At 72.0% G+C, this 24,132-nt stretch carries 18 protein-coding genes; 10 read left to right on the forward strand and 8 right to left on the reverse strand.

Annotated features, from left to right (window positions below; translation table 11 throughout):
• The first annotated feature begins 279 nt into the window (after positions 1-279).
• Both IE260_RS02800 and IE260_RS02805 read left to right on the forward strand, forming a co-directional pair.
• Positions 280-2,343 (forward strand): APC family permease, encoded by a 2,064-nt coding sequence (locus IE260_RS02800; RefSeq protein WP_189868828.1) that lies wholly within the window; start codon positions 280-282, stop codon positions 2,341-2,343.
• 55 nt (positions 2,344-2,398) lie between these two features.
• Positions 2,399-3,721, forward strand: coding sequence for a class I SAM-dependent RNA methyltransferase (locus tag IE260_RS02805; RefSeq protein ID WP_189868829.1), 1,323 nt, complete (start codon positions 2,399-2,401; stop codon positions 3,719-3,721).
• 288 nt (positions 3,722-4,009) lie between these two features.
• Here the strand turns inward: IE260_RS02805 and IE260_RS02810 are convergent, their stop codons facing one another.
• The 7 genes from IE260_RS02810 to IE260_RS02840 all read right to left on the reverse strand — a co-directional run bounded on the left by IE260_RS02810 (position 4,010) and on the right by IE260_RS02840 (position 12,524).
• Positions 4,010-6,007, reverse strand: a complete 1,998-nt coding sequence (locus tag IE260_RS02810; RefSeq protein WP_189868830.1) for an acetoacetate--CoA ligase — start codon at positions 6,005-6,007, stop codon at positions 4,010-4,012.
• Positions 6,008-6,048: 41 nt separating this feature from the next.
• Positions 6,049-6,657, reverse strand: coding sequence for an RBBP9/YdeN family alpha/beta hydrolase (locus IE260_RS02815; protein ID WP_189868831.1), 609 nt, complete (start codon positions 6,655-6,657; stop codon positions 6,049-6,051).
• Positions 6,654-7,937, reverse strand: a complete 1,284-nt coding sequence (locus IE260_RS02820) for an MFS transporter (protein WP_229880373.1) — start codon at positions 7,935-7,937, stop codon at positions 6,654-6,656. The genes IE260_RS02815 and IE260_RS02820 overlap by 4 nt, the downstream gene beginning before the upstream one ends.
• A gap of 105 nt (positions 7,938-8,042) precedes the next feature.
• Complete coding sequence (locus tag IE260_RS02825) at positions 8,043-8,957, reverse strand: TauD/TfdA dioxygenase family protein (protein ID WP_189868833.1); 915 nt, start codon at positions 8,955-8,957, stop codon at positions 8,043-8,045.
• Between the two features lie 48 nt (positions 8,958-9,005).
• Positions 9,006-9,980, reverse strand: coding sequence for a quinone oxidoreductase family protein (locus IE260_RS02830; RefSeq protein ID WP_189868834.1), 975 nt, complete (start codon positions 9,978-9,980; stop codon positions 9,006-9,008).
• A gap of 124 nt (positions 9,981-10,104) precedes the next feature.
• Positions 10,105-11,157, reverse strand: a complete 1,053-nt coding sequence (locus tag IE260_RS02835) for a beta-keto acid cleavage family enzyme (protein ID WP_189868835.1) — start codon at positions 11,155-11,157, stop codon at positions 10,105-10,107.
• Between the two features lie 344 nt (positions 11,158-11,501).
• Positions 11,502-12,524 (reverse strand): AraC family transcriptional regulator ligand-binding domain-containing protein, encoded by a 1,023-nt coding sequence (locus IE260_RS02840; RefSeq protein ID WP_189869049.1) that lies wholly within the window; start codon positions 12,522-12,524, stop codon positions 11,502-11,504.
• Between the two features lie 155 nt (positions 12,525-12,679).
• On the opposite strand from IE260_RS02840, the gene IE260_RS02845 reads away from it, so the two are divergent.
• From IE260_RS02845 to IE260_RS02860, 4 genes are all read left to right on the forward strand, one after another.
• Positions 12,680-13,747, forward strand: coding sequence for a TauD/TfdA family dioxygenase (locus IE260_RS02845; protein WP_189868836.1), 1,068 nt, complete (start codon positions 12,680-12,682; stop codon positions 13,745-13,747).
• The gene (locus tag IE260_RS02850) at positions 13,744-15,237 is read left to right on the forward strand and encodes a long-chain-fatty-acid--CoA ligase (RefSeq protein WP_189868837.1); all 1,494 of its coding nucleotides are present in this window, start codon (positions 13,744-13,746) and stop codon (positions 15,235-15,237) included. Before IE260_RS02845 ends, IE260_RS02850 begins: the two co-directional genes overlap by 4 nt.
• Before the next feature lie 139 nt (positions 15,238-15,376).
• The gene (locus IE260_RS02855; protein ID WP_229880404.1) at positions 15,377-15,613 is read left to right on the forward strand and encodes a putative quinol monooxygenase; all 237 of its coding nucleotides are present in this window, start codon (positions 15,377-15,379) and stop codon (positions 15,611-15,613) included.
• 151 nt (positions 15,614-15,764) lie between these two features.
• Entirely contained in the window at positions 15,765-16,550 is a 786-nt protein-coding gene (locus IE260_RS02860) for a GOLPH3/VPS74 family protein (RefSeq protein WP_189868838.1), read from the forward strand.
• Between the two features lie 21 nt (positions 16,551-16,571).
• Here IE260_RS02860 and IE260_RS02865 read toward each other — a convergent pair whose 3' ends face one another.
• Positions 16,572-18,059, reverse strand: coding sequence for an outer membrane protein assembly factor BamB family protein (locus IE260_RS02865; RefSeq protein ID WP_189868839.1), 1,488 nt, complete (start codon positions 18,057-18,059; stop codon positions 16,572-16,574).
• Between the two features lie 285 nt (positions 18,060-18,344).
• Between IE260_RS02865 and IE260_RS02870 the strand changes: the two genes are divergently transcribed.
• From IE260_RS02870 to IE260_RS02885, 4 genes are all read left to right on the forward strand, one after another.
• Positions 18,345-18,989, forward strand: coding sequence for a hypothetical protein (locus tag IE260_RS02870; RefSeq protein WP_189868840.1), 645 nt, complete (start codon positions 18,345-18,347; stop codon positions 18,987-18,989).
• Positions 18,990-19,439: 450 nt separating this feature from the next.
• Positions 19,440-22,301 carry an ATP-binding protein gene (locus IE260_RS02875; RefSeq protein WP_189868841.1) on the forward strand — a complete coding sequence of 954 codons (2,862 nt, stop codon included), beginning with the start codon at positions 19,440-19,442 and terminating at the stop codon, positions 22,299-22,301.
• A 77-nt stretch (positions 22,302-22,378) separates the two neighbouring features.
• Positions 22,379-23,569: a hypothetical protein gene (locus IE260_RS02880; RefSeq protein ID WP_189868842.1), complete on the forward strand. Its 1,191-nt coding sequence runs from the start codon at positions 22,379-22,381 to the stop codon at positions 23,567-23,569.
• Positions 23,570-23,734: 165 nt separating this feature from the next.
• Complete coding sequence (locus IE260_RS02885; protein WP_189868843.1) at positions 23,735-24,112, forward strand: hypothetical protein; 378 nt, start codon at positions 23,735-23,737, stop codon at positions 24,110-24,112.
• Positions 24,113-24,132: the final 20 nt, after the last annotated feature.

Below are 24,132 nucleotides of genomic sequence, written 5' to 3' on the forward strand. Positions count from 1 at the left end.
CGCCGCCGGCCGATGCTGCGCACGCTGGCAAGTGTCAGGATTCCGAGGCCGACGAGCGTGACGGCGCCGCCGATCATCTCTGCGGTCAGGTGCATGGAACCTCCAGGGTGCGGCAACGGCCGGGAATCGGGCGGCGTTTTGTCATATAGGCACGCGAGTCCCGCAACCTGCGGAATCCGCAGCCGCACCGCCGCTTCGATTCACCCGGAGAGCAGAGGGCGGACGGATCGGGGGTGGCGGGTGGGCGGCCTTGCGTTCGAACGCTTACGATCCTCTGTTGTGTCCAAACTGACCGACGTGCCCAAGCGGATTCTGATCGGGCGCGCACTGCGCAGTGATCGGCTGGGGGAAACCCTCCTGCCGAAGCGCATCGCCCTCCCCGTCTTCGCCTCCGACCCGCTGTCCTCCGTGGCGTACGCACCGGGCGAGGTGCTGCTGGTCCTCTCCATCGCGGGTGTGTCGGCGTACCACTTCAGCCCCTGGATCGCCGTCGCGGTCGTCGTACTGATGTTCACCGTGGTCGCGTCCTACCGGCAGAACGTGCACGCCTACCCGAGCGGCGGCGGCGACTACGAGGTGGCGACCACCAACCTCGGCCCCAAGGCCGGCCTCACGGTGGCGAGCGCCCTGCTCGTCGACTACGTCCTCACCGTCGCGGTCTCCATCTCCTCCGGCATCGAGAACCTCGGCTCCGCGATCCCGTTCGTCGTCGAGCACAAGGTCTTCTGCGCGATGGCCGTGATCCTGCTGCTGACACTGATGAACCTGCGCGGGGTCAAGGAGTCGGGCACCCTCTTCGCCATCCCGACGTACGTCTTCGTCGCGGGCGTCTTCATCATGATCGTGTGGGGTGCGTTCCGCGGCCTGGTGCTCGACGACACCATGCGGGCGCCGACCGCCGACTTCGAGATCAAACCCGAGCACCAGGGACTGGCCGGCTTCGCCTTGGTCTTCCTCCTGCTGAGGGCCTTCTCCTCCGGCTGTGCCGCGCTCACCGGCGTGGAGGCGATCTCCAACGGCGTCCCCGCGTTCCGCAAGCCCAAGTCGAAGAACGCGGGCACCACGCTGGCGCTGATGGGCCTGCTCGCCGTCACCATGTTCTGCGGCATCATCGGCCTGGCCGCCGCCACCCATGTCCGGATGGCCGAGAACCCGGCCGTCGACCTCATCCACGACGGTGTCGCGGTCGGCGCCGACTACGTCCAGAACCCGGTGATCTCGCAGGTCGCGGAGGCCGTGTTCGGCAAGGGCAGCTTCCTGTTCATCGTGCTGGCGGCCGCCACCGCCCTCGTACTGTTCCTCGCGGCGAACACCGCCTACAACGGCTTCCCGCTGCTCGGCTCGATCCTCGCCCAGGACCGCTACCTGCCGCGCCAGCTGCACACCCGCGGCGACCGCCTGGCCTTCTCCAACGGCATCGTGCTGCTCGCCGGCGCGGCCATGCTCCTGGTGTGGATCTACGGCGCCGACTCCACGCGTCTGATCCAGCTCTACATCGTCGGCGTGTTCGTCTCCTTCACGCTCAGCCAGATCGGCATGGTCCGCCACTGGAACCGCCACCTGGCCACCGAGCGGGACCAGGCCAAGCGCCGCCACATGATCCGCTCCCGGGCCATCAACACCTTCGGCGCCTTCTTCACCGGCCTGGTGCTGGTCGTCGTCCTGGCCACGAAGTTCACCCACGGCGCCTGGGTGGCGCTGCTCGGCATGTGCATCTTCTACGCCACGATGACGGCGATCCGTAAGCACTACGACCGCGTCAGCGAGGAGATCGCGGCCCCCGAGGACCCCGAGGAGGCCCCGAGCGACGACATGGTGCGGCCCTCCCGCGTCCACTCCGTCGTGCTGATCTCCAAGATCCACCGCCCGACCCTGCGGGCCCTCGCCTACGCCAAGCTGCTGCGCTCGGACACCCTGGAGGCGCTCAGCGTCAACGTGGACCCCGCGGAGACCAAGGCGCTGCGCGACGAGTGGGAGCGGCGCGGCATCGGCGTACCGCTGAAGGTGCTGGACTCGCCCTACCGCGAGATCACCCGGCCGGTCATCGAGTACGTCAAGAGCCTGCGCAAGGAGTCCCCGCGCGATGCCGTGTCCGTGATCATCCCCGAGTACGTGGTCGGCCACTGGTACGAGCACCTGCTGCACAACCAGAGCGCGCTGCGGCTCAAGGGCCGTCTGCTGTTCACGCCGGGCGTCATGGTGACCTCGGTCCCGTACCAGCTGCAGTCCTCCGAGGCGGCCAAGCGGCGGGCCCGAAAGCGGCAGGAGTGGAGTGCGCCCGGCGCGGTGCGTCGCGGTCCCGCGCAGACGGACCGGGCGAAGGAGTCCTCGCAGTCGACGTAGACTGGTCGGCTGTTGTCCGACCGTCCCCCCTTCTCGTCACTGGAGTCACCCCGCCATGCAGGCAGAACCGAAGAAGTCGCTGGTGGGCGAGGAGTACGAGGTCGAGATCGGCCCCGTCGCCCACGGCGGCCACTGCATCGCCCGTACGTCCGAGGGGCAGGTGCTGTTCGTCCGGCACACCCTGCCCGGTGAGCGGGTCGTGGCGCGGGTGACCGAGGGCGAGGAGGGCGCGCGGTTCCTGCGCGCGGACGCCGTCGAGATCCTGGAGCCGTCCAAGGACCGCATCGAGGCGCCCTGCCCCTTCGCCGGCCCCGGCCGCTGCGGCGGCTGCGACTGGCAGCACGCCAAGCCGGGTGCCCAGCGGCGGCTGAAGGGCGAGGTCGTCGCCGAACAGCTGAAGCGCCTGGCGGGCCTCACCCCCGAGGAGGCCGGCTGGGACGGCACGGTGATGCCGGCCGAGGGCGACAAGCTGCCCGCCGGCCAGGTGCCGCAGTGGCGCACGCGGGTGCAGTACGCCGTGGACGCCGAGGGGCACGCGGGTCTGCGCCGGCACCGCTCCCACGAGGTGGAGCGGATCGACCACTGCATGATCGCCGCCGAGGGCGTCAGCGAGCTGGGCATCGAGCGGCGTGACTGGGCGGGCATGGAGTCCGTCGAGGCCATCGCGGCGAGCGGCTCGCAGGACCGGCAGGTCATCCTGACCCCGCGGCCCGGGGCACGGCTGCCGATCGTCGAACTGGACCGGCCCGTGTCGGTCATGCGCGTCGACGAGAAGTCCGGCGGCGTCCACCGCGTCCACGGCCGCCCGTTCGTCCGCGAGCGCGCGGACGACCGCACGTACCGGGTAGGCGCCGGCGGCTTCTGGCAGGTCCACCCCAAGGCGGCGGACACGCTGATGAAGGCGGTCATGCAGGGCCTGCTGCCGCGCAAGGGCGACATGGCGCTCGACCTCTACTGCGGCGTCGGCCTCTTCGCGGGCGCCCTGGCCGACCGGGTCGGCGAGAAGGGCGCGGTGCTCGGCATCGAGTCCGGCAAGCGCGCGGTCGAGGACGCCCGGCACAACCTCGCCGGCTTCGACCGCGTCCGCATCGAACAGGGCAAGGTCGAGTCCGTCCTGCCGCGTACGGGGATCACGGAGGTCGACCTCGTCGTCCTGGACCCGCCACGGGCGGGCGCCGGCCGGAAGACGGTGGAGCACCTCTCGTCCCTGGGGGCGCGCCGGATCGCCTACGTGGCCTGCGACCCCGCCGCGCTGGCACGGGATCTGGGGTACTTCCGGGACGGGGGGTACAGGGTGCGGACGTTGCGGGTGTTCGATCTGTTCCCGATGACGCATCACGTGGAGTGCGTGGCGATTCTCGAACCGGCCGAAAAGTGACCCTGACCTGCGAATTTTCCGTCAGGCGTCGTCTGCTTCGATTTGTTTGCACGTGATCACCACGTGGCCTGTCCCGGATGTTCTGGATGAGCCGTCTGACCTGGTGCTTCGTTCAGTGTGCGCGTCGAACGGCCGGTGCGCCTCGTCTGCTTGGCCGGCTGGCTGGGCGACAGTCTTGACGCTCGTTCGACGCTGGTGCCGATGAGACGCCAGGCCTCAGGGCGTGGGTCCGGTGAGTGGGCCCTGGCGCGCCCGGAGCGCTCGCAGCACTCGGCAGGCTGTTCGGCCTCAGGGATTCACCTGTCCGACGCCTGACCGGGCTGCGAACTCCGTGAACCATTCGAGCATCTCGGGGTGGGCGACGGATCCTTCGCCGCTGACATCACCGGTGCGGGCACCCTGCAGGATGCGCTTGACCGGTACCTCGAGCTTCTTGCCGGTGAGCGTGCGCGGGAGGGCGGGGACCGGCACGATCACGTCGGGCACGTGGCGCGGGGACAACTCGCGCTTGATGGCGGTGGTGATCCGCTCGCGCAGTCCGTCGTCGAGGGCGGTGCCGTGGGCGGTCACGACGAACAGGGGCATGACGTAGCCGCCGTCGGGCCGTTCCACGCCGATGACGAGGCTGTCGGCGACTTCGGGGAGCTGCTCGACGACGGCGTAGATGTCGGCGGAGCCCATCCGGACCCCCATGCGGTTGAGGGTGGCGTCGGAACGGCCGGCGACGACGACCGACAGGTCCGTGTCGACGGTGACCCAGTCGCCGTGCCGCCAGACCCCGGGGTAGGTGTCGAAGTAGCTGGCCCGGTAGCGGGTGCCGTCGGGGTCGGCGACGAAGTGGAGGGGCATGGACGGCAGCGGCGCGGTCACCACCAGCTCGCCCTGTTCGCCGGTCAGGGGGTGCCCGCAGGGGTCCCAGGAGGCCAGCGCGACGCCGAGCGAGGGGGCGGGGATGCGGCCCACGCGTACGGGCAGCAGGGCGGAACCGCCGGCGAGCACCGAGCAGATGTCCGTACCACCACAGATCGACTGCAGCCAGACCTCGGGCGCGAGCCGGTCGTAGACCCAACGCCAGGTGCTGGGCGGCAGCGCCGATCCGGTCTGGAGTACGGAGCGCAGTCGCTTGAGACCGAACTCGGCCGCGGGATGCGTGTCCGATTTCTCCACGGCGGCGAGGTAGGCCGCGCCCACGCCGACCACGGTGGCGCCGGTCTGTTCGGCGATCCGCCAGGCCCCGTTGATGTCCGGGAAGGTGGGGCTGCCGTCGTACAGGATGATCGTGCTGCCGTGCAGCAGACCGCCGACCAGGAAGTTCCAGACCATCCAGCTCGTGGACGTGAGGAAGAGGTAGCGGTCGTCGGCACGCAGATCCACGCCCAGGCCAAGTGCCTTGAGCAGTTCGACCACGATGCCGCCGTGACCTTGAACGATCCCCTTGGGTATCCCGGTGGTCCCCGATGACCACAGGATCCACAACGGGTGGTCGAAGGGCACGTCGGCGAATTCCAGGGGGGCCTCGGCGGCCGGCAGGGCGGACCAGGCGTGCTGTTCGATCCCGGGCCGCGCCGACCAGGGCTCGGTCGGGGGCGTGAAGAGGTTGTCGACCGCGAGGACGTGACGGAGGGTGGGCAGTTTGTTCGCCAGCTCGGCGACCTCCGGGCGCCTGTCGTACGTCTTGCCGCCGTGGCGGTATCCGTCCGCGGCCACGAGGACGGCCGGCCGCGCCTGCCGCAGCCGGGCGAGCACGCTGGGCGTGCCGAAGTCCGGGGAGCACGCCGTCCACACGGCGCCGACGGCGGCCGAGGCCAGCAGGGCGACCACGGTCTGCGGGAGGTTGGGAAGGTATCCGGCCACGCAGTCGCCGGGCCCCACGCCCATCCGGCGCAGGGCCGCCGCGACGTCCGCGACCTGGCGGCCGAGTTCCTGCCACGAGGTCTCCACGGGCGTGCCGCCCTCGGCCACGCCGACCAGCGCCGGTCGGGCATCCGTGGCCTGGGCGAAGCACCGCTCGGCGAAGTTCAGCCGGGCGCCGGGGAACCAGGAGGCTCCCGGCATCGACGCATCGCTCAGCACCTCGTCGTAGTGGGTGACCGCGTCCAGCCCGTAAAACTCCCACACCGCCGACCAGAATCCGGGCAGATCGGTGGAGCTCCACCGCCACAGCTCGGCGTAGTCGGTGAAGCGCAGCCCCCGGACCTCTTCCAGCCATTCCATGAAGACCGCGACGTTGGATTCCTCGAGTTCGGGGCGACCGGGCGACCACAACAGGTCGGTGTCAGTGTTCATCGTTGCCTTTCCGGCGGCGGGGTGGGCGGGAGCGCTACGGCCTACGAGGCCGGCCGTGGAGCCATATGGCACCAGCCGTGTTCGAGTGCCTCGACGAGTCCCTCGGACCGGAGCCACGGACCGTGTCCCGACGCGGGGTTGAGGTGCCCGACGGGGCCGAGGTCCACCAGGCGGCTCCCCCAGTCCAAGGCGAGTCCGGCGACGCGCTCCGGGGATCCCAGGGGGTCGTTCGAACTGGCCGCGACGATGCTGGGGAAGGGCAGCGGCTTCCGGGGCACCGGTGTCCAGCCGTGTGTCTCCAGCTCGTCGAGGGTGGGGTAGCCGTCCGGCAGCGGTGTCTCGAAGTCCGGGGGCGCGGCCAGCAGGGCGCCCCGGACGTTCGCGTCGTGCCACTGGGCCCACTGCACCGTGGTGATGACGCCCGCGCTGTGGGCGACGATGAGTACCGGCCCGGTGATCCGAGCCATCACCTCGACCACGTTGGCGACGTGGGCGTCTCGGCTGAGCCGGTTGCGCACCAGTGGCTGAACGGTGCGCACGGTGCGGCCGGCTTCGCGGAGCCTCGTGGCCAGGATGGTTTGCCAGTGGTCCTCGACGTGGTCCCGCATGCCGGGAACGATCACGATCGTGGGCTTCGAGGTTCCTGTCATGAGGACGCCTCCGGTTCCTCGGGCTCCGCCGTCGCGACGGGTTGGGCGAGACGGTGGAGATCGCTTTCGTACCGGTGGCGGCCGATCAGGAAGGCTCCGGTGGCCGCGACCGCCACGAGCGGGACGAACTGGAGCGCGCCGAGCAGACCGAGCCGGTCCGCGAGCGCGCCGGTGACCGCGGGGCCAGGGGCCAGTCCGAGCAGGCTCTGGGCCAGTGTGAGCGTGGCGAACGCCGTTGCGGCGATGGCCGCGGGGGTCAGGTTCGCCACCATGGCGGCCCCCGGCCCGGCCGTTCCGGCGCACAGCAGGGCTCCGAGCGCCAGCACCGACAGCTGCACCGGGCCGGCCGGCAGGCGGAACGCGGTCGTCAGCAGGACGAGGGAACCCACGCTGCAGCTGATGGCGATGGCCCACTTGCGGATCGGGGCGCGCCGGCTGATCCGGTCCGAGGCGATGCCGCCGGCGATCATGCCGATGCCGATCACCAGGGCCAAGAGCCCCGCGGTCGCACCGGCCTTCGCGGTCGGCATGTCGTAGTAGCGGTTGAAGTAGCTGGGCAGCCAGGCGATCAGGGCACCCGCGATGAACAGTTGCAGACCGCTGCCGATGTAGGCGCTGACCACAGAGACGGAGGAGAACAGCCGCGGGAGGAGCACACGGAGACGGCCGGACGCGTCGGTGCCGGCCTCGCCGTCGACCGGATCCTGCCGCGGGGCCAGCCGCTTCTCCGTGACCACTACGGCGTAGATGCCCGCGAGCACCAGGCCGAAGACGCCCATCACGCCGAACGCCCAGCGCCAGCCGTATGCCTGGGCCACCGCGCCGCCGATCGACATGCCCAGGACCGAGCCGAAGGCCCCACCGGCGATGAAGGCTCCTGAGAGCGTGGCCCGCAGGGCGCGGGGGAAGACGCTGAGGACCACGGCGATGCCGACACTGCCGTACGCGGCCTCACCGATGCCGACGAAGAGCCGGCCGACGAACATCTGGCCGTAGCTCGCCGCCACCGCGCAGCCGAGCGTCGCCAGGCTCCACATCGTGGCCGCGATGACCAGGGATCTCACCCTGCCCCATCGGTCGGCCAGCAGCGCGAGGGGGAAGGTGAGCAGACCGACCATCAGCGCCACGATGCCGCTGAGGGAGCCCAGTTGGGCGTCCGAGAGCAGCCAGTCGGCCTTCAGCATCGGGAAGACGGCGTTGAGGACCTGTCGGGACATGTAGTCCGAGAGCAGGAGTCCGAAGCTCAGTGCAAAGACGACCCAGGCGTAGCGCCGGGACACGGGCCACTCCGAGGAACCGGAACCGGTTCTGCCCGGGGCGGCTTCCGCAGTGGTGAGGAACCCCATTGTCATCACCTCAACTGCTCTTGACGGAAAGGGAAGGGGTCAGAACGGTCTGTCGCCGACGATCCCGGCGCGCTCCATCCGGCGGACGGCGGGCCAGTAGTCCTGCACGGCGTAGTGCTGCGTGGAGCGGTTGTCCCAGATGGCGACGCTGTTCGGCGTCCAGCGCCAGCGCACCTGGTACTCGGGGACCGCGGCCTGGCTGATCAGGTAGTTCAGCAGGAGGCCGGCGCCGGGCGCGTAGTCCTGCCCGAAGCGCACGTTCCCGGGCGTGTGGTAGTTGACGAAGTGCGTGGTGAAGGCGTTGACGAAGAGGACCTGTTCGCCGGTCTCGGGATGGGTGCGCACCACCGGGTGCTCCGCGTCGGGGAACTGTGCCTTGAGCGAGTGCCGCTTCTCCTGCGGCATGACGGCGCCGAAGGTGGCCTCGATGCTGTGCCGGGCCCGCAGCCCCTGGATCTGGGTCTTGATGTGCTCCGGCAGCCGGCGGTGGGCCTCGGCCATGTTGACCCAGATCGTGTCGCCGCCCACCGGGGGCGACACGATGCAGCGCAGCACGGCGCCCATGGACGGGTTCTCACGCCAGGTACCGTCGGTGTGCAGCGCGTTCTCGTAGTGCTCGGGCGCGCTGTCCAGGTCCTTGTAGATACGGACGAGGCCGGGGTGGTCGGGGTCGCTGCCGGCCACCGGGTGGTCCTCCAGCGGGCCGAAACGCTCGGCGAACGCCACGTGTTCGGCCCGCGTGATGTCCTGGTCCCGCAGGAACAGGACCTTGTACTGCAGGAGCAGGGCCTTGATCTCGGCAAACAGGTCGTCGTCGCGCGAGGCGTCGCCGAGGTTCACGCCGGAGAGTTCGGCGCCGATGGTGCAGGTCAGCGGCTCGACGCTGATGGAGCCGCGGGAGTGGGCGCGCACCAACGCGGGCGCGCCCTCCAGCGGAGCGAGAGTCTTTTCCATGGTGCTTCCTCCTGGAGAGGGTGGTGGTGCGCGTGATCCCGCAGGGGCTCAGAGAACGAAGACGGACGATCCCGTGGTCCGTCCTGCCTCCAGCTCGCGGTGCGCCCGTACGGCGTCCTCGAGCGCGTAGCGCTGGTTGATCTCGATGGTGATGCGGCCGGAGGCGACGTGATCGAACAGCTCGCCCGCCAGCTCGGCCCGCTCCGCGGGCTCGGCGATGTAGTCGGCGAGCGCGGGTCGGGTGACGAACAGGGAGCCGTTGACGGCCAGTTGCATGGCGTCGATGGGCGGGACGGGCCCGGAGGCCGTACCGAAGCAGACCAGCAGACCGCGGCGCCGCAGCGAGGCGAGCGAGGCGGCGTAGGTGGTCCTGCCCACGCTGTCGAAGGCGACCGGGACCCCGGCCCCGTCGGTCAGTTCGCGCACCCGCTCGGCCACGTTCTCGCGCCGGTAGTGGATGACGTGGTCGCAGCCGTGGGCGCGGGCGAGCTCGGCCTTCTCCTCGGTGGAGACGGTGCCGATGACGGTCAGCCCGAGCAGCTTGGCCCACTGGCAGACGATGAGGCCGACGCCGCCCGCCGCCGCGGTCAGCAGGATCGTGTCGCCGGCCTTCAGCGGGTGGATCCTGCGCAGCAGGTACGCGGAGGTGAGGCCGCGCATGGTCATCGCGGCGGCGGTCTCGAAGCCGATGGCGTCCGGCAGCCGGATCAGGGGGCCCGCGGGCATGACCCGTTCCGTGCTGTAGGCACCGAGCGGGCTTCCGGTGTACGTGACCCGGTCGCCCTCGGCGACGTGGGCGACGCCCTCGCCCACCGCCTCGACCACACCCGCGGCCTCGACGCCCAGTCCGGCGGGCAGCGGCGCGGGATACAGGCCGGTACGGAAGTAGGTGTCGGCGAAGTTGAGTCCGACGGCTTCGTGCCGGATCCGTACCTCGCCCGGGCCGGGGTCGCCGACGACGACCTCTTCCCAGCGCAGGACGTCGGGACTGCCGGTCTCCTTGAAGCGAATGGCGTGGGCCACGGGCGTGCTCCGTTGTTCGGGGGAGGTGAGGAGGGGGGAGGGCCGCCGGCGCCGGGAGGGAGTTGGGCCCCGGCGGCTCTTCGGATCGCGCGGATGCGCGGCGGCGCGTGACTCCGTGCCGCGATCAGACGTCGCGCAGCATGAAGCCGCGCTGACCGGGACGGCGGTTGGGCACCATGCCGAGACGCGCAAGCGTCTCGTCGGCGCCGGAGTAGTACTCGCCGAGCTTGTAGATCTTCTTGGCCTCGGCGCCGGTCGCGATGTCGCGCCCGAGCGCCTCGGAGATCTGTACCATCTGCTCGACCTGCTCGACGGTGGTCATGCGCTCGCCCTTGCGCCGCCACAGGTTGTCCTCGTTGCCCACGCGCACGTGCACGCCCAGCGCGATGCCGATCGCGTTCATCGGCGCCACGGCCCGCATGGAGCTCTCGATGGTGAGGACGGCGCCGTCCGGGGTGCGGCGGACGAACTCGATCAGGTCGGCCGGGTGACGGCCCGCGAAACCACCCCCGATGGCCACGTAGTTGAGGATCAGCGGACCTGTGTGGATGCCGGCCCGGATGAGCCGCTCCACGGTTTCGAGCTGGGCCGGCGTGGCGAGCTGGAAGTGCGGCTGGATGCCGTTCGCGTGGAGGCGCTTGAGGTGCTCCAGGTAGAACTCGGGGCCCGCCTCGACGACCATGTCGCGGTAGGCCCTGTAGTACTCGGGCTTCGCGATCGAGGTGCCCTCCAAGTCGTCGTCGGTCATGATCTCGACGATGTTCATCTGGCTGGTGTTGATCGCGATCGTCACCTGGTCCGGCGCGGGGGTGAGGTCGGCCAGCAGGTGACGGGTGTCGTAGCTCAGCCACTTCGCCTCACTGCCCTCGTCCTCCGGGGCGAACGAGATCGAGCCGCCGATCTGCAGGACCATGTCCGGCACGGCCTCGCGCAGCCGGCCCAGCAGCTCGTTGAACATGGACATCCGCTTGGAGCCCTTGCCGTCGAGCTCGCGTACGTGGATGTGGAGCACGGTGGCGCCGGCGTTGTAGCAGTCGACGGCCGCCTGGACGTGCTCGTCCATGGTCAGGGGAAGGTCGTCGGCGTCCCCGGGCAGCCACTCCGGCCCGTAGGGAGCGGCCTGGATCACCAGCTTTTCCTGGTTCTCCGGGAAGAGTGAGTCGTCGTGGAAGTGCACGGTCCGTCTCCTTCGTGGGATCGGTGATCACTCGCCGGAAGCGCATCGCCATGTGCGATGCGACGGTCTGGGATGTCCAGCGGGGATCGATGCGGGTCACCGGGCGGAACAGCGGGCGCATGGCGGCCCGGGTACGCTCGACCTGTCCGGAGGGGACGTGCACAGGGGGAGTACCACGGCTCTCCTCCGGCGGCCGACCGCTTCTCTGCGGTGCTGCCAAGGTAGGGGCGAGCCTCTGTGATCGCTTGACCCACGGGGACGGATTACTTGTCATTTGGGGACATCGGCCTGAGTCGTGCCGAGTGAGCCGGGAGGACGGGCCCTGGCGCGTACCGCCCGCGGTATCAGTCCTGGGCGGGGAGTTGCTGCCGGCTCCTGTCGCTGCGCCACGCCCTCGGACTGCACCCGAACTGCTCGCGGAACCAGCGCGAGAACGCGCTCAGCGACGAGAAGCCCAGCAGGTCGGAGATCTCCGTCAGCGAGCGCCGCGGGTTCGCGACGAACTGCTCGGCGAGGTGCATGCGGGTGGTGTTGAGGAGTGAGGAGAACGTCTCACCCGAGGAGGCCAGGTGCCGGTGAACGGTGCGCCGGTCGACGCCGAGGCTGCGCGCGACCTGCTCGACCGAGCAGCGCCCGCTCGGCAGCAGGGCCTCGATGAGCTCGCGCACCCGGTCCGCGACGGTGGTGTCCTTGGGGACCGCGATCGTCTCGAAGTACTGGCGGGCGTACTCCCGCAGCAGCGGGTCCGCCATCGCGTTGGGCGCGTCGAGATCGTCGGCGTAGAAGACGATCCCGTCGAACTCGCGGCCGAACTCCACGATGGGGCCGAACACGCGCCGGTGCGAAGCGGCGTCCGCCGGGGCGGAGTGCCTGAACCATACGGACAGCGGCTGCCACCGGGTGTGCAGGAAGCCGCGCAGGATCCGGTGGTAGGCGGCGACGGCCAGCTCCGTGGCCTGCCGGGCCTCCATCGCCTCGCCGAGCCGCAGGTCGACCTTCAACGTGGCCAACCCGTCGCCCTCGGACAGCCGGGTGTGCAGGACCTCGTTGTACATGTGCTGATGCCGGATCAGCAGCCCCAGTGCGTTCCGCACGTCGGGTTCCTCGCGGACGACCAGACTGACGGGGCCGAGGTTGGAGAAGCGCCGGAACTCCGCCATGAGCACGCCGAAGTCCTCGTGCCCTGAGGCGGCCGCCGAGAGCTCCAGCACCTGGACCGCGGCCGCACCGGAGATCCACCGGTCCTGGACCGCGAGGGCGGCGGTGTCCAGGCCGACGCGCTTCATCAGCGCCTGCGGGTCGACGCCGAGTGAGCGGCACAGCTCGACATAGCCGCTGAGGGCTGCGGTGCGGACCAGGGGCCTCATGTGCACGCTCCAAGCGTGTCCCGAAAAGAAAAGTCCAGTGTCACGCCAGGGTAAGCACGGTGGAAATCGGCAACCTAGCATGGCGCCGTTCACCGGCTCGGCCCCCTGTGGCGACCGTCCCGGACCGGTGAACACGTGATGGTACGGAGGCGCACATGACCGGTACGACGGACGCAGCTGCGGCGCTGCACGCACCCTGTTCGGGTCCCTCGGTGTGGCGTGGCGGAGATCTGGCGAACCGCGAGGAATGGATCCTGCGGCTGTCGTCGGACCAGCTCGCCGAGATCGACTCCGCCCTGCGGGAGGCGCGCAGGCGCGACCTCACGCTGCTGAAGCTGACGGCCGCCGACTTCCCGCTCCCTGCGCTCGCCGGTGAACTGGAACGCATCGCCGAAGCACTGGAGCACGGACGGGGGTTCGTGCTCGTCAAGGGCCTTCCGGTCGAGCAGCCGGGCGAGCCGGCCGCGAGCGCGGTCTTCTGGGGCCTCGGTCAGTACCTGGGGCGTCCGGTCCCGCAGAACGCGGACGGGCACATGCTCGGCCACGTCAGGGACACCGGCCGCAGCCTGGCCGATCCGGCGACGCGCGGCTACCAGACCCGGGCGGAGCTGCCGTTCCACACCGACGGGGCCGATCTGCTCGCGCTGCTGTCCCTGCGGACGCCCCGATCCGGGGGCCGCACGTCCCTGGTCAGCTCGGCGGCGATCCACAACGCGGTACTGGACCTCCGCCCCGATCTGACCGAGCGCCTGTACCGCACGTACTTCTTCGACCGCCGGGAGGAGCATGCTCCCGAGGAGCCGCCGTACGCAGCCGCCCCGCTCGCCGCCCGGTTGCCGGGAGGCGCACTTAGCATGCGCTACAACCGCTGCTACCTGGAATCCGCCCAGCGCTTCTCTCAGGTGCCCCGCCTTGAACCGGCGGACCTGGAGCTGTTCGACCTCATCGACGCAGTGGCAGCCTCCCACAAGCTGCGGCTCGACATCGACCTCCGGGCCGGCGATCTGCTGCTGCTCAACACCCACACGGTCATGCACGCGCGAGCGGAGTTCGAGGACCGCGACCAGCCCGAACTCAAGCGCCATCTACTGCGACTGTGGCTGGCCTTCCCGCACCGCCTCCGCATCGGCGGTGCCCGCGACGGGGTCACCCCTCGCGATGTGATCCGCCCCCGGAATGCCGCCTCGCAGCCCGAGACGAGCCCAAGGAGATTGCCGACATGACCGACCTCGCCACGTTCCTGGTGGACTCCGCCGCGGCCCAGGGCGATCGCATCGCCGTGCGCCACGACGACAGCACGCTCACGTACGCCGAACTGGACGACGCGAGCGCCAGAGCCGCCGCCCTCCTGCGCGACTGCGGCGTCCGGCCCGGCGACCGTGTCGCGCTGACCATGCCCAACGTCCCGTTGTTCCCGGTCGTCTACTACGGAGTCCTGCGGGCCGGCGGGGTGGTCGTGCCGATGAATCCGCTCCTCAAGGCCCGTGAGGTGGCCTTCACCCTGCGCGACTGCGGGGCACGGATGGCGCTGGTGTTCCCCCTGTTCGCGGACGAGGTGGCGAAGGCCGCCGCCGAGACCGGAACCGAATGCCTGGTGACCGAGCCCTTGGCCTTCGACGACATGCTGCGGGCCCATGAACCGATGCCCGGCATCGCCGACCGGACCGACGACGACCCGGCCCTGGTCCTCTACACCTCGGGCACGACCGGGATGCCGAAGGGCGCCGCACTCTCGCACCGAAACCTGGCCACGAACACCGCCACCGCGGCCGAGACGCTGCTCCGGGTAGGGCCCGACGACGTGCTCTTCGGCGGCCTGCCCCTCTTCCATGCCTTCGGCCAGACCTGCGCGCTCAACACGGCCGTCGCCGCCGGCGCCACACTGACCCTGCTGCCGAGGTTCGAGCCGCAGCGTGCCCTGGAGATCATGGCCCGTGACGGGGTCACGGTGTTCCTCGGAGTGCCGACGATGTACGCGGCGCTGCTCCACGCCGAGCTCCCGAAAGGCTTCGACGCCCACCGGCTGCGCCTGGCCGTTTCGGGCGGCGCCTCGCTCCCGGTCGAGGTGTTGCACGGCTTCGAGCGGCGCTTCGGCGCCCCCGTACTGGAGGGATACGGGCTCTCCGAGACCTCGCCGGTCGCCGCGTTCAACCACCCGGACCGCCCGCGCAAGGCGGGCTCGATCGGGCAGCCCATCCGGGGAGTCGAGATGAAGCTCGTCGCCGAGGACGGCGGCGCGGTGCCCCCGGGCGAGGTCGGCGAGATCGCGATCCGCGGCGAGAACGTGATGAGTGGCTACTGGAACCGCCCGGAGGCCACGGCGGAAGCGATCCGCGACGGATGGTTCCACAGCGGTGACCTGGCCCGCGTCGACGAGGACGGCTTCTACTTCATCGTCGACCGCAAGAAGGACCTGATCATCCGCGGCGGCTACAACGTCTACCCGCGTGAGGTCGAGGAGGTGCTGTACGAGCACCCGGCCGTCGCCGAAGCCGCCGTCGTCGGCGTGCCGCACCCGGCCCACGGCGAGGAGATCGCGGCGGTGATCACGCTCCGGCCCGGCGCCCGGGCCACGGCCGAGGAGATCCGCGACCACGTCAAGGACCGGGTCGCGGCGTACAAGTACCCCCGGATCGTCACCTTCACGGCCGAGCTTCCCAAGGGCCCCACCGGCAAGATCCTCAAGCGCGAGATCGTGGTCACCGAACGGTGACCACGCGTCGGCGTCCGTGTGTGGCCGGCCCCGAGGCGGTCGGGGAGGCGTTCGACTCCGAGCTCCCTCCCCAGCCGTGAACCGACCGCCCGTGCCCGCCGCACAGTCATGGCACCCCACGGCGGTCGCGGTCTCGGACGTGACATTCCTGATCGTGCTGGTCGGCAAATGGTCCCGCAGCGTCCACAGGCCCGATCAGTTCGTCCTCCTGGAAGCCTTCGAGTCACCGGAGGCCGGCGGGACACACGTGAACTCCGACCACTTCAAGACCGCCATGGCGTGGATGCCCGAGGTGATCGCCGCCAAGCCCGGCATCATCCACGTCGAGGTGCCCGGGACGGGCTGGTCGGAGATGGCCGAACTCACCCCGGCGTGACGGGAGCGCCGACACAAAGAAGCGATCTGGGCGTCGTGCGCGCGGGCCGGCGCGCGGCCCCGTTCCCAGTGGCTCTTCCAGCCGGTTCCCAGGGCGTCACCGGCGTCCGCCTCGATGGTGAAGTCCTCATCCGCCGGGCCAGGAGACGGACATGCGCGACAGACCTCCCACCACTCTCCCCGAGGACCTGCTTCTGCTGCTCGCCCATCCGCGCAGCGGAGTGCTGAAACCGCCCCGGCACCTCGGCCGGGTCCTCGCCGGAGCGGTGCTCACCGAGTTGATGATCACCGGCGCGATCAGTGTGGACGACACCCGCATTCTCACGGTGCGCAAGGTGCGGCCCGCCGACCCGTTCGCCAACCGGGTGCTCAACCGGCTGCTCCGGACCAGGAAGGACGCCCGCTCCATGCGGCTGGAGCGGTGGGTGCACAGGGCGTCCGGCGACCGGATCGTCCAGGTGTATCTGGACGCCCTCACCGAGCGGGGAGTGGTGCGGCGCCATACCTGTTCCTTTGTCGGCCTGTTCGCGTCGACCACCTGGCGGGCGGCGGACCCGGGCGGGCGCGCCGAGCTCGTCGCGCGGATCGACCGCGCCGTACGGCCCAAGGCGCACGGGGCGGTGCCCGGACCGCCGGACGTGCGCGGCCCGCACCTGGCGGCCCTGGCCGGGGCGAGCCGGCTGAACCGCCGCCTGGACGCCGAGTGGCGGCGCCTGGGCATCCGGGCCCCGCTGCGGGACCTCACCCGCGCCACCCCGATCGCCGAGGCCACCCGCAGGGTCGTCCGGGCCGACCGGCGCCGCGGTGGCGGCGGTGACTGGAACCCCGGCGAGTGGACCAGCCCCCTCTCGGGCAACGAGGGCTGGAGCGACGGCGGCGGGGGCGGAAGCGACGGGAGCGGAGGCGGTGGTGACGGCGGAGGCGGCGGTGGTGACTGACGGGGGCCGGGTGCGCTGCGGTCAGGAGCCCGGGCGAAGTACCCAGCCCCTGGCGCTGCGGTCCAGGCCCAGCAGGCCGTCGGCGTACGGGTGGAGCGAGGGGTCAGGGCCGGGGGAGTCCTCGATGTGGAGGCGGTCGGGGACGTCGGCCTGCCACAGCGGGCGGCCCTCGGCGGTGAGGTCGTACGCGTACAGCGTCGCCTGCTCGCCGTCCGGCACCCACGGCAGGACGTAGGCGACCGTGTCGGTGAGCACCGCCTGGACGTGCGCGGCGGGCAGCGGGATCCGCAGCGGGGCGTCGGCCAGTGCCGGTGTGTCGCCCCAGACCGTGAGGGCGCGCCCGGAGCCGTCCCTCTCCTCCACCACCGCGCCCATGACGCCGTCGGCGGTGCGGACGACGTGTTCGAGCTTCTGGCGTGCCCCATCCGCGGGCGCCGGCACCGGCTGGGTCCGTTCGATGCCGCGCGGGCCGGTGAACGCGAGCCCGCCCCGGTAGTGAACGAGCGCCCGGTTCCCGCCCAGCGGGTGGACCGACTGCACCCGGCCGGGCAGGCTGCCCCACCAGCGCCGTTCGCCGGTGGTCGTGTCCAGCGCCGTCACGGTGCCGTCCGCCGCCTGGACGAGCAGCAGTTCCCCGGCCAGGAACACCGGCTCGGACACGGCCTTGCGGGGGTCTCCCAGACGGGTGCCGGTGTCCGTGCGCCACACCTCCCGGCCGCCGGTCGCCTCGTACGCGAAGACCTCCGACCCCAGCCGCCCGTAGACGCGGGTGCCGTCCTGCGCGTAGTCGGTGGTACGGGCACGGACCAGCCGCTCCCCGGTGGTCGTGGAGTGGATCTCGACGTGACGGTCCGCCACGGTCGACGAGCCGTTCACCCGCGGCTTCTTCGCGGTGCGCGTGGCCACGAGCACCTTGCCGTCCGGCGACAGCTCCACGTGCTCGGCGGAGTCGTAAGGACGCCACGTGCAGCGCAGCAGTTCCTCGCCCGCCCCCGACAGCAGCCGGAACTCCGAGCGGCGGTCCTCCCCGTGCTGGTGATGGGCAGCCACCACCAGCGGCCCGCCGTCGCCCGCGGGGGCGGAGAGCGTGACGAGCGCCTCCACGGGACGGAACGCCTCCCCCAGCGGGGTGCGCCAGCGCCGCGCGACGCCGTCGCCCTCCAGCCGGCCGGACACGAGGTCGCCCTCGGGGTCCACCCGGTACACGACCGGCGCCCCGCCACCGGCGGCGGCCGGCAGCACCAGGGACGGCCCGCCGGGCAGCGGCGCGACCGACCGGGGCCGCTCCCGCAGCCCCGGTGCCGCCGGTGCGGGCAGGCCGGTGCGGACGGCGGGCACGTCCACCGCGGCGGCGCCGCCGCAATCGAGTGCCGCCGCGGGTGGCTTCTGAGTCGTACATCCGGTCAGGGCGACCAGCAGGCCGGCCGAGGCCGTCGCCACCCACCGAAGGCGGCCCCCGCGCGTCCGTGCCTCCACGACATCCCCCACGTCCACGAAGTCCCCCGTCATCTCGAGTCGTCTCCCACGGCACCGCACGGCCGGCTCGTCCCGGACCCGGCCATGGCGACCCCGCCCCCGCAGCATGGCCGAGGACACCGACGGTGAGCTGGGATCGGGGGTCCCAGCAGGTTCCCAGGTGTTTTCCAGCCACCGGTGGGACGGTCGGTGCGAAGGCGGCCGGTGCCGTACGAGAGTGACGCCCCGTCACCCCGGGTGGCGGGCCTCTCGAGCACCGCCGCCCACGTATTGATCCGACCGGCGGCGGACCGCCGGTCCTCGGGGGGAGCCCTTTCCATGCGCGTGAAGCGTCCCATTGCCCTTACGGCGGCCGTGCTCGGCCTCGTTCTTCTGAGCGGGTGCCGGACCGACGACGTCGAGGGCGTTCCCGTCGCCCCGTCCGGCTCCGCGTCCGGCGCGGAGTCGACCGCGAGCGCCGAGCCCGCGGAGGAGACCGAGGGAACCGACCCGACCGCCGACGCGGCCGGGCGGCGCGTGGTCGACGCGGCGACGGCGGGCGGCCTGTCCAAGAGGACCGGCCACGGTGCGCCGATCGACGTGGTCATCGACCCGGGCGAGATGCGCGACGGCATGAACCTGGTGATGAACAACTACGCGCTCGCGGGCGGGGACCCCGTCCTCGTCGTCGCGGTCGACAACGTGCCGGAGGGGACCACCGAGCGCCGCGAGCACCTCTGGCGGGGCATGCTCGAGCACATCAAGTGGGACTACGACCTGGGGCAGCCCGAGGCCCAGCCGGTCGAGGACGCCGGCCCGCTGGGCGGCTCCGTCGAGTGCATGCTGGCCTCGCTCGCCGAGGACGGCGACGTCGTCTGCGGCTGGGCCGACGACACCACCGCCGGCGTGGCCCACTTCCCGAACAGCACACTGTCCGAGGCCGCCGAACTGTTCGTCGCCATGCGGGCCGACCTGGAGAAGTGAGCCCGCGCTTCCCGATGCCGCCCCCCCGCGCGGCGCCCGGAAGCCCGTTGAGTCAGCGGCGCCGCGCCCCGAGCTTCCCCCCTAGGGCTCGAGGTGCGGCGCCGCGCCGTGCATCCGAGGATGCGGGCCGGCTCTGGGAGAACGCTGGAAGACAGCCCCGGAAACGGAGGGTCCTGTTCCCAGCAGGTTCCCAACGATTCCCGAGCCGCGCCTTCCAGCGGCCCCGTCCGTCGTGGACCTCCACCGGTCGCTCGCTGGACCGCAGTTGCCGCCCGCCATCACCCTCCCCGCCGCGCGCGAGCCCGAACAGGGGGGAACCACCGTCCCATCTCCGTGCGTGTCCGGATAGCGACGCCGTTTCGGACGTATACGACTGGTCTGGCACGCTTGCCTGGCATGAGAGGGGGTGGGGGCATGTCAGAAGGGCTCCGCATCGGTGTTCTTGGTCCCATGACGGCCACGGTGGACGGCCGGGAAGTGGCACTCGGCGGACCGCGGCAGCGTGCGGTGCTCGCCGTGCTGGTGGCCGCCCGGGGCCGGCTGGTCACCCAGGAGGCGCTGATCGCCCAGGCCTGGGACGAGCGGCGCCCCCCTTCCCCGGCCACCCTGCACTCGTACGTCGCCGCGCTGCGCAGGGCCCTGGAGCCCGGCCGGGAGGCCGGCCAGACCGCGGGCGTCCTCGTCCGCGAGCGCCTCGGCTACGCCCTGCGGATCAGCCGGCACGCCCTGGACGCGGAGCGCTTCACCGTGCTGGCGGCGCGCGGCGAGGAACTGCTGCGCGGCGGTGACCCCGAGCGGGCCGCCACCGTGCTGGGCGAGGCCCTGGCCCTGTGGCGGGGACCGGCGTACGCCGAGTTCGAGGAGCACGCCTTCGCCGCGCCCGAGACCGCCCGGCTGCACGGCCTGCGCCTGTCCGCCCAGGAGGACCTGTTCGCCGCGGAACTCGCCCGCGGACGGCACGCCGCGGTGATCGGCGACCTGGAGAAGCACACCGCCGAGGAGCCGTTGAGCGAGCGCGGCTGGGAACTGCTCACCCTGGCCCTGTACCGGTCGGGCCGCCAGGCCGACGCGCTGGCGGCGCTGCGCACCGCCCGCCGCATGCTCGCCGAGGAACTGGGCATCGACCCCGGCCCGTCGCTGCGCCGGCTGGAGGCGGCGGTGCTGGCCCAGGACGAGACCGCCGCGCCGCCCGTGCCCGCCACCGACGTCGACCTCGCGTACGGCGCCGCCGCGGCCGGGGCCCCGCGGGGGCGGAACCTGCCGTTCGCGTTGACCGGACTCGTCGGGCGCGAGGAGGAGCGCGAGCGCGTCGCGCTGCTGCTGCAGGAGCACCGGCTGGTGACGCTGACCGGCCCGGGCGGCATCGGCAAGACCCGGCTGATGCTGGAGGTGGCGCATGCCCGCACCGACGAGGACGGGCCCTGGCTGGTGGAGCTGGCGGACCTGGAGGAACCCGAGCCGCAGCTGGTCGCCGTGAGCATCGCCGACGCGCTCGGCATCCGTGACGGGGCGAGCGCGGCCCGCCTCGCGGAGGTGCTGGGCGAGCGCAGGACGCTGCTGGTCCTGGACAACTGCGAGCATCTGCTCCAGGCCGCGGCCGGGATCGTCGCGCAGTTGCTCTCCCGCTGCGGCGGGCTGCGCGTGCTCGTCACCAGCCGCGAGCCGCTGGGCATCACCGGGGAGGCGGTCTACGAGGTGCCGCCGCTGACCGCGGGGGCGGGCGGCGAGCTCTTCCTCGCCAGGGCCCGCGCCGTCGCGCCGAGCTGGGTGCCCGGGGAGAGCGACGCGGAGGTGGCCGAGCGGATCTGCCACGAGCTGGACGGGCTGCCGCTGGCCATCGAACTGGCCGCCGCGCAGTGCCGCATGCTGTCGCTCGAGCAGATATCCACGGCCCTGAACGACCGGTTCTCCGTGCTGGTCGGCGGGCCGGGAACCGGACCGGCGCGGCACCGGGCGCTGCGGGCCGCGATGGAGTGGAGCTACCGGATGCTGGAGCGTCCGGAGCGGGAGACGTTCCACCGCCTCAGCGTGTTCGCGGGCTCCTTCGACCTGGACGCCGCCACCGCGATCTGCGGCAGGCCGGTCCTCGCCGAACTGGCCGCCCTGGTCCGCAAGTCGCTGGTCACCGCCGAGACCGGCACCACCCCGCGCCGCTACCGCATGCTGGAGACGCTCAAGGAGTACGGCCGCAAGCAGGCCGACCCCGCCGAACTCGCCGCCGCCCAGGCCGCGCACCGGTCCTGGGTGCTGGCCCGCGCTGCCGGCGCCGCACGCTGGATGGAGGGCCCGCACGCCGCCCGTGCCACCGAGCAGACCACGCGCGACCAGCCGGAGATCCGGGTGGCGTTCACCTCGGCGCTGCTGGCCCGCGACGGCGCGTACGCGCTCCAGCTCGGTGGCGCGCTGATGCGGTTCTGGTACCGCAGCGGCCATGTCGCCGAGGGACTCGGCTGGCTGAGCGCCGCCCTCGAACTCACCCCGGAGGGCATGCCGGGCCCGCGGGCGCGCGCCCTGATCGCGACGAGCGCGCTCAACTACCTCAAGGGCGACTTCGCCACCGCCGCGCGGGCCGCCACGGACGCCGCCCGGCACGCCCGCGACGCGGGCGATACGGTGATCGAGGCCCAGGGACTGTCGTACCGGGCGCTGTTCGAGGGGATGGGCGGCACGCCGGGCACCGCGCGGCGGGCCGAGGCGGCGGTCGAGCTGGCGCGGATCTCGGGAGAGCCCTGGCTGGAGGCCGAGGCCCTCATGGTGCTCGGCATGCTGCTGCGCATCGACGGGGAGGGCGAGCGGGCCCGCGAGGTGCTGACCCACTCCATCACCCTGGCCGTCGCGTGCGGGCACCGCTTCGTGCAGGCCTCGTCGTCCTGGCTGGTCATGAAGAGCGACCTCGACCTGGGCCGGGCCGAGCAGGCGCTCACGACGGGTCTGGCGACCCTGCGGGACCTGGAGGAGGACCAGGACGTCACCGGCTGGCTGGTGATCGCCCACACGACCGCCGCCGCCCTGGCGCTGACCGGGCACGCCGAGGAAGGGGCCGTGCTGCTGGGGGTCGTGGAGGAACGCGGTGCGCGCGTGGGCTTCTCGCCGATGCTCATGGACCCGGTCGACGGCGCCCGGCAGAGCGCCCAGGTCCGCGCGGCGCTGGAGCCGGGCGACCTGGCCCGCTGTAGGGACAGGGGAGGACGGATGTCGCCGGGCGAGGTGACCGGGCTGCTCACCGGATTGGCGGCCGGCCGGGGGGAGTACGACGCCGCGGGCGCGGACCGCTGGCCCCACCGGGACAGCTCGTCACCCGCCGACCTGTAGCGATGCGCCCGTCGCCGGCCGGCGACGGCAACACGGTGGCCCGTACGGAGCGGGCCGCTGACATGGGGGGAAACACAATGGAGTCGAGCACGCACCGGGGCGAGGGCGAGCGTGAGGGCGTCGGCGACGGGGACGGCGGCGGCGGATCGCCGCCCCTGCCGCACGGCACGGGTACGGCGTTCGCGCACCCGCTCACCCGTCGCGCCTGGGCTCGCTCACGGTTCCTGCACTACGCGCGTCACCTCGGCTGGTACGCGCTGCTGACGGTCGTCCTGGCGCTGTTGCAGGTGACGACCGGCCTCTGGCCGCTGACGCTGGGGCTGGCCGTCTCCACGGTGCTCATCGTGGTGCCCGGTCACTGGTGGAACTGCCGCCACGCGTCCGCCAACGCACGCCGCGCGCGTCTGATCCTGGAGCACTACCCGTGGCAGCCCTGCCTCGTGGAGGCCCTGCCCGAGGGGAACGGGGCGGCCGAGGTGGACGAAGCGGCGGAGAACGACGGGGCCGCAGAGGGGGACGGGTGGCCCACGTTCCGGCTGACGGACCCGGCGGTCCCCGGGCGGACCTGGCGGCACGGCGTGCCCGGCCCGGGCCGGGAGGGCTCGTCGATCCGGGCCCTGGTCCATCCGCGGGCCCTGGTCGCCGCGGTCGGCTCCGCCGGCCCCGTCCCGGCGTGGTTTGCGGGAGACCCGCGCTTCGGGGGCGTGCTGTCTCCCCCCGGCGGAGGGCAGCCGGTCCTGCTGCGGGCGCGGGGCGGGCGTGGGCTGAAGGGGCACGACCGGCAGGCGCCGCTGGAGCGCGACGTGCTGGCGATACGCGCCGGTCTGCTTCAGTACCGCGATCTGCCCAAGAGGCACCCGGTGCGCCAGGAGTGGGAGGCGCAAGAGGCGGTCGCCGTCATGCGCGGTACGCCGCAGGCGGCCCCGCCCGGACCGTCGACGCCGCCCACGGCGACGGCACTTCAGCGCAGTTCCGGGCTCCGGATCGCCGTGCGGGCCCTCCTCGGCGCGGTGGGCGCCGTGTGCCTGGCGCTGGGGGTGGGACTGCTGGTCGGCGCGGCGCTCCCGGACAGCGGAGGGATCGGCATGCGGCTGATGCTGGCCGGCTCCGCCCTGGTGGCGCTGTCCGTGGCGCTCCTGTGCCTGGTGGGCGCGCGTGCCGCGGGCTCCGTGGGCCGGAGGGCACGGTGGGCCTGGGCCTGGCCCGTGAGCACCACGCTGTTCACGGCCGGTGTGCTGGCCTCCTGGCTGGGCGGTCTGCTGGACTGACCACCGCCTGGGGGCCGGCACCCGCGGATGCTGGGAGACGACTGGAAAAGGGGTTGCAGCCCGGTCCCAGAGCCGACGCGCACGATGTCCGTCACGGAAGTCCACGGGGGGCCCGGAGGCCGCGCACGTGGTCGTATCAGGGGGCCCGGATCAGCAGGGGGAGCAGTGACCGACAGGAAGAAGACGATCTACACGATCCTGTGCGTCGCGATCATTCCATTGGTCGTCGGCCTCGACGTCAGATCGTCCACGACGGTGGACGGGGAGATCACGTCCTACACCTACTTCAGCGTGCCGGCCCTGCTCGCCGGGATCATCGGAATCGGCTGCCTGATCAGGCTGTACAGCGCGGCCCGCTTCACTTCCCGGGCGGACGGCTCGGGGGCGAACGCCTCTCGTCCGAACCGGAACGTGATCCTGCTGCTGGCGCTGCTCGCGGTCGTGTCCGTCTTCCAACTGGTCCGCGGGTCCGGGGTGGTGCCCAGCGTGACGGAATGCACCGCCGAGTACAGCTTCGACCTGTGCATCCCGGTCACCGACTGAGTCCTGGCCGCGGGGCCGAC

Source organism: Streptomyces viridiviolaceus, from assembly GCF_014650995.1.
Lineage (GTDB): Bacteria > Actinomycetota > Actinomycetes > Streptomycetales > Streptomycetaceae > Streptomyces > Streptomyces viridiviolaceus.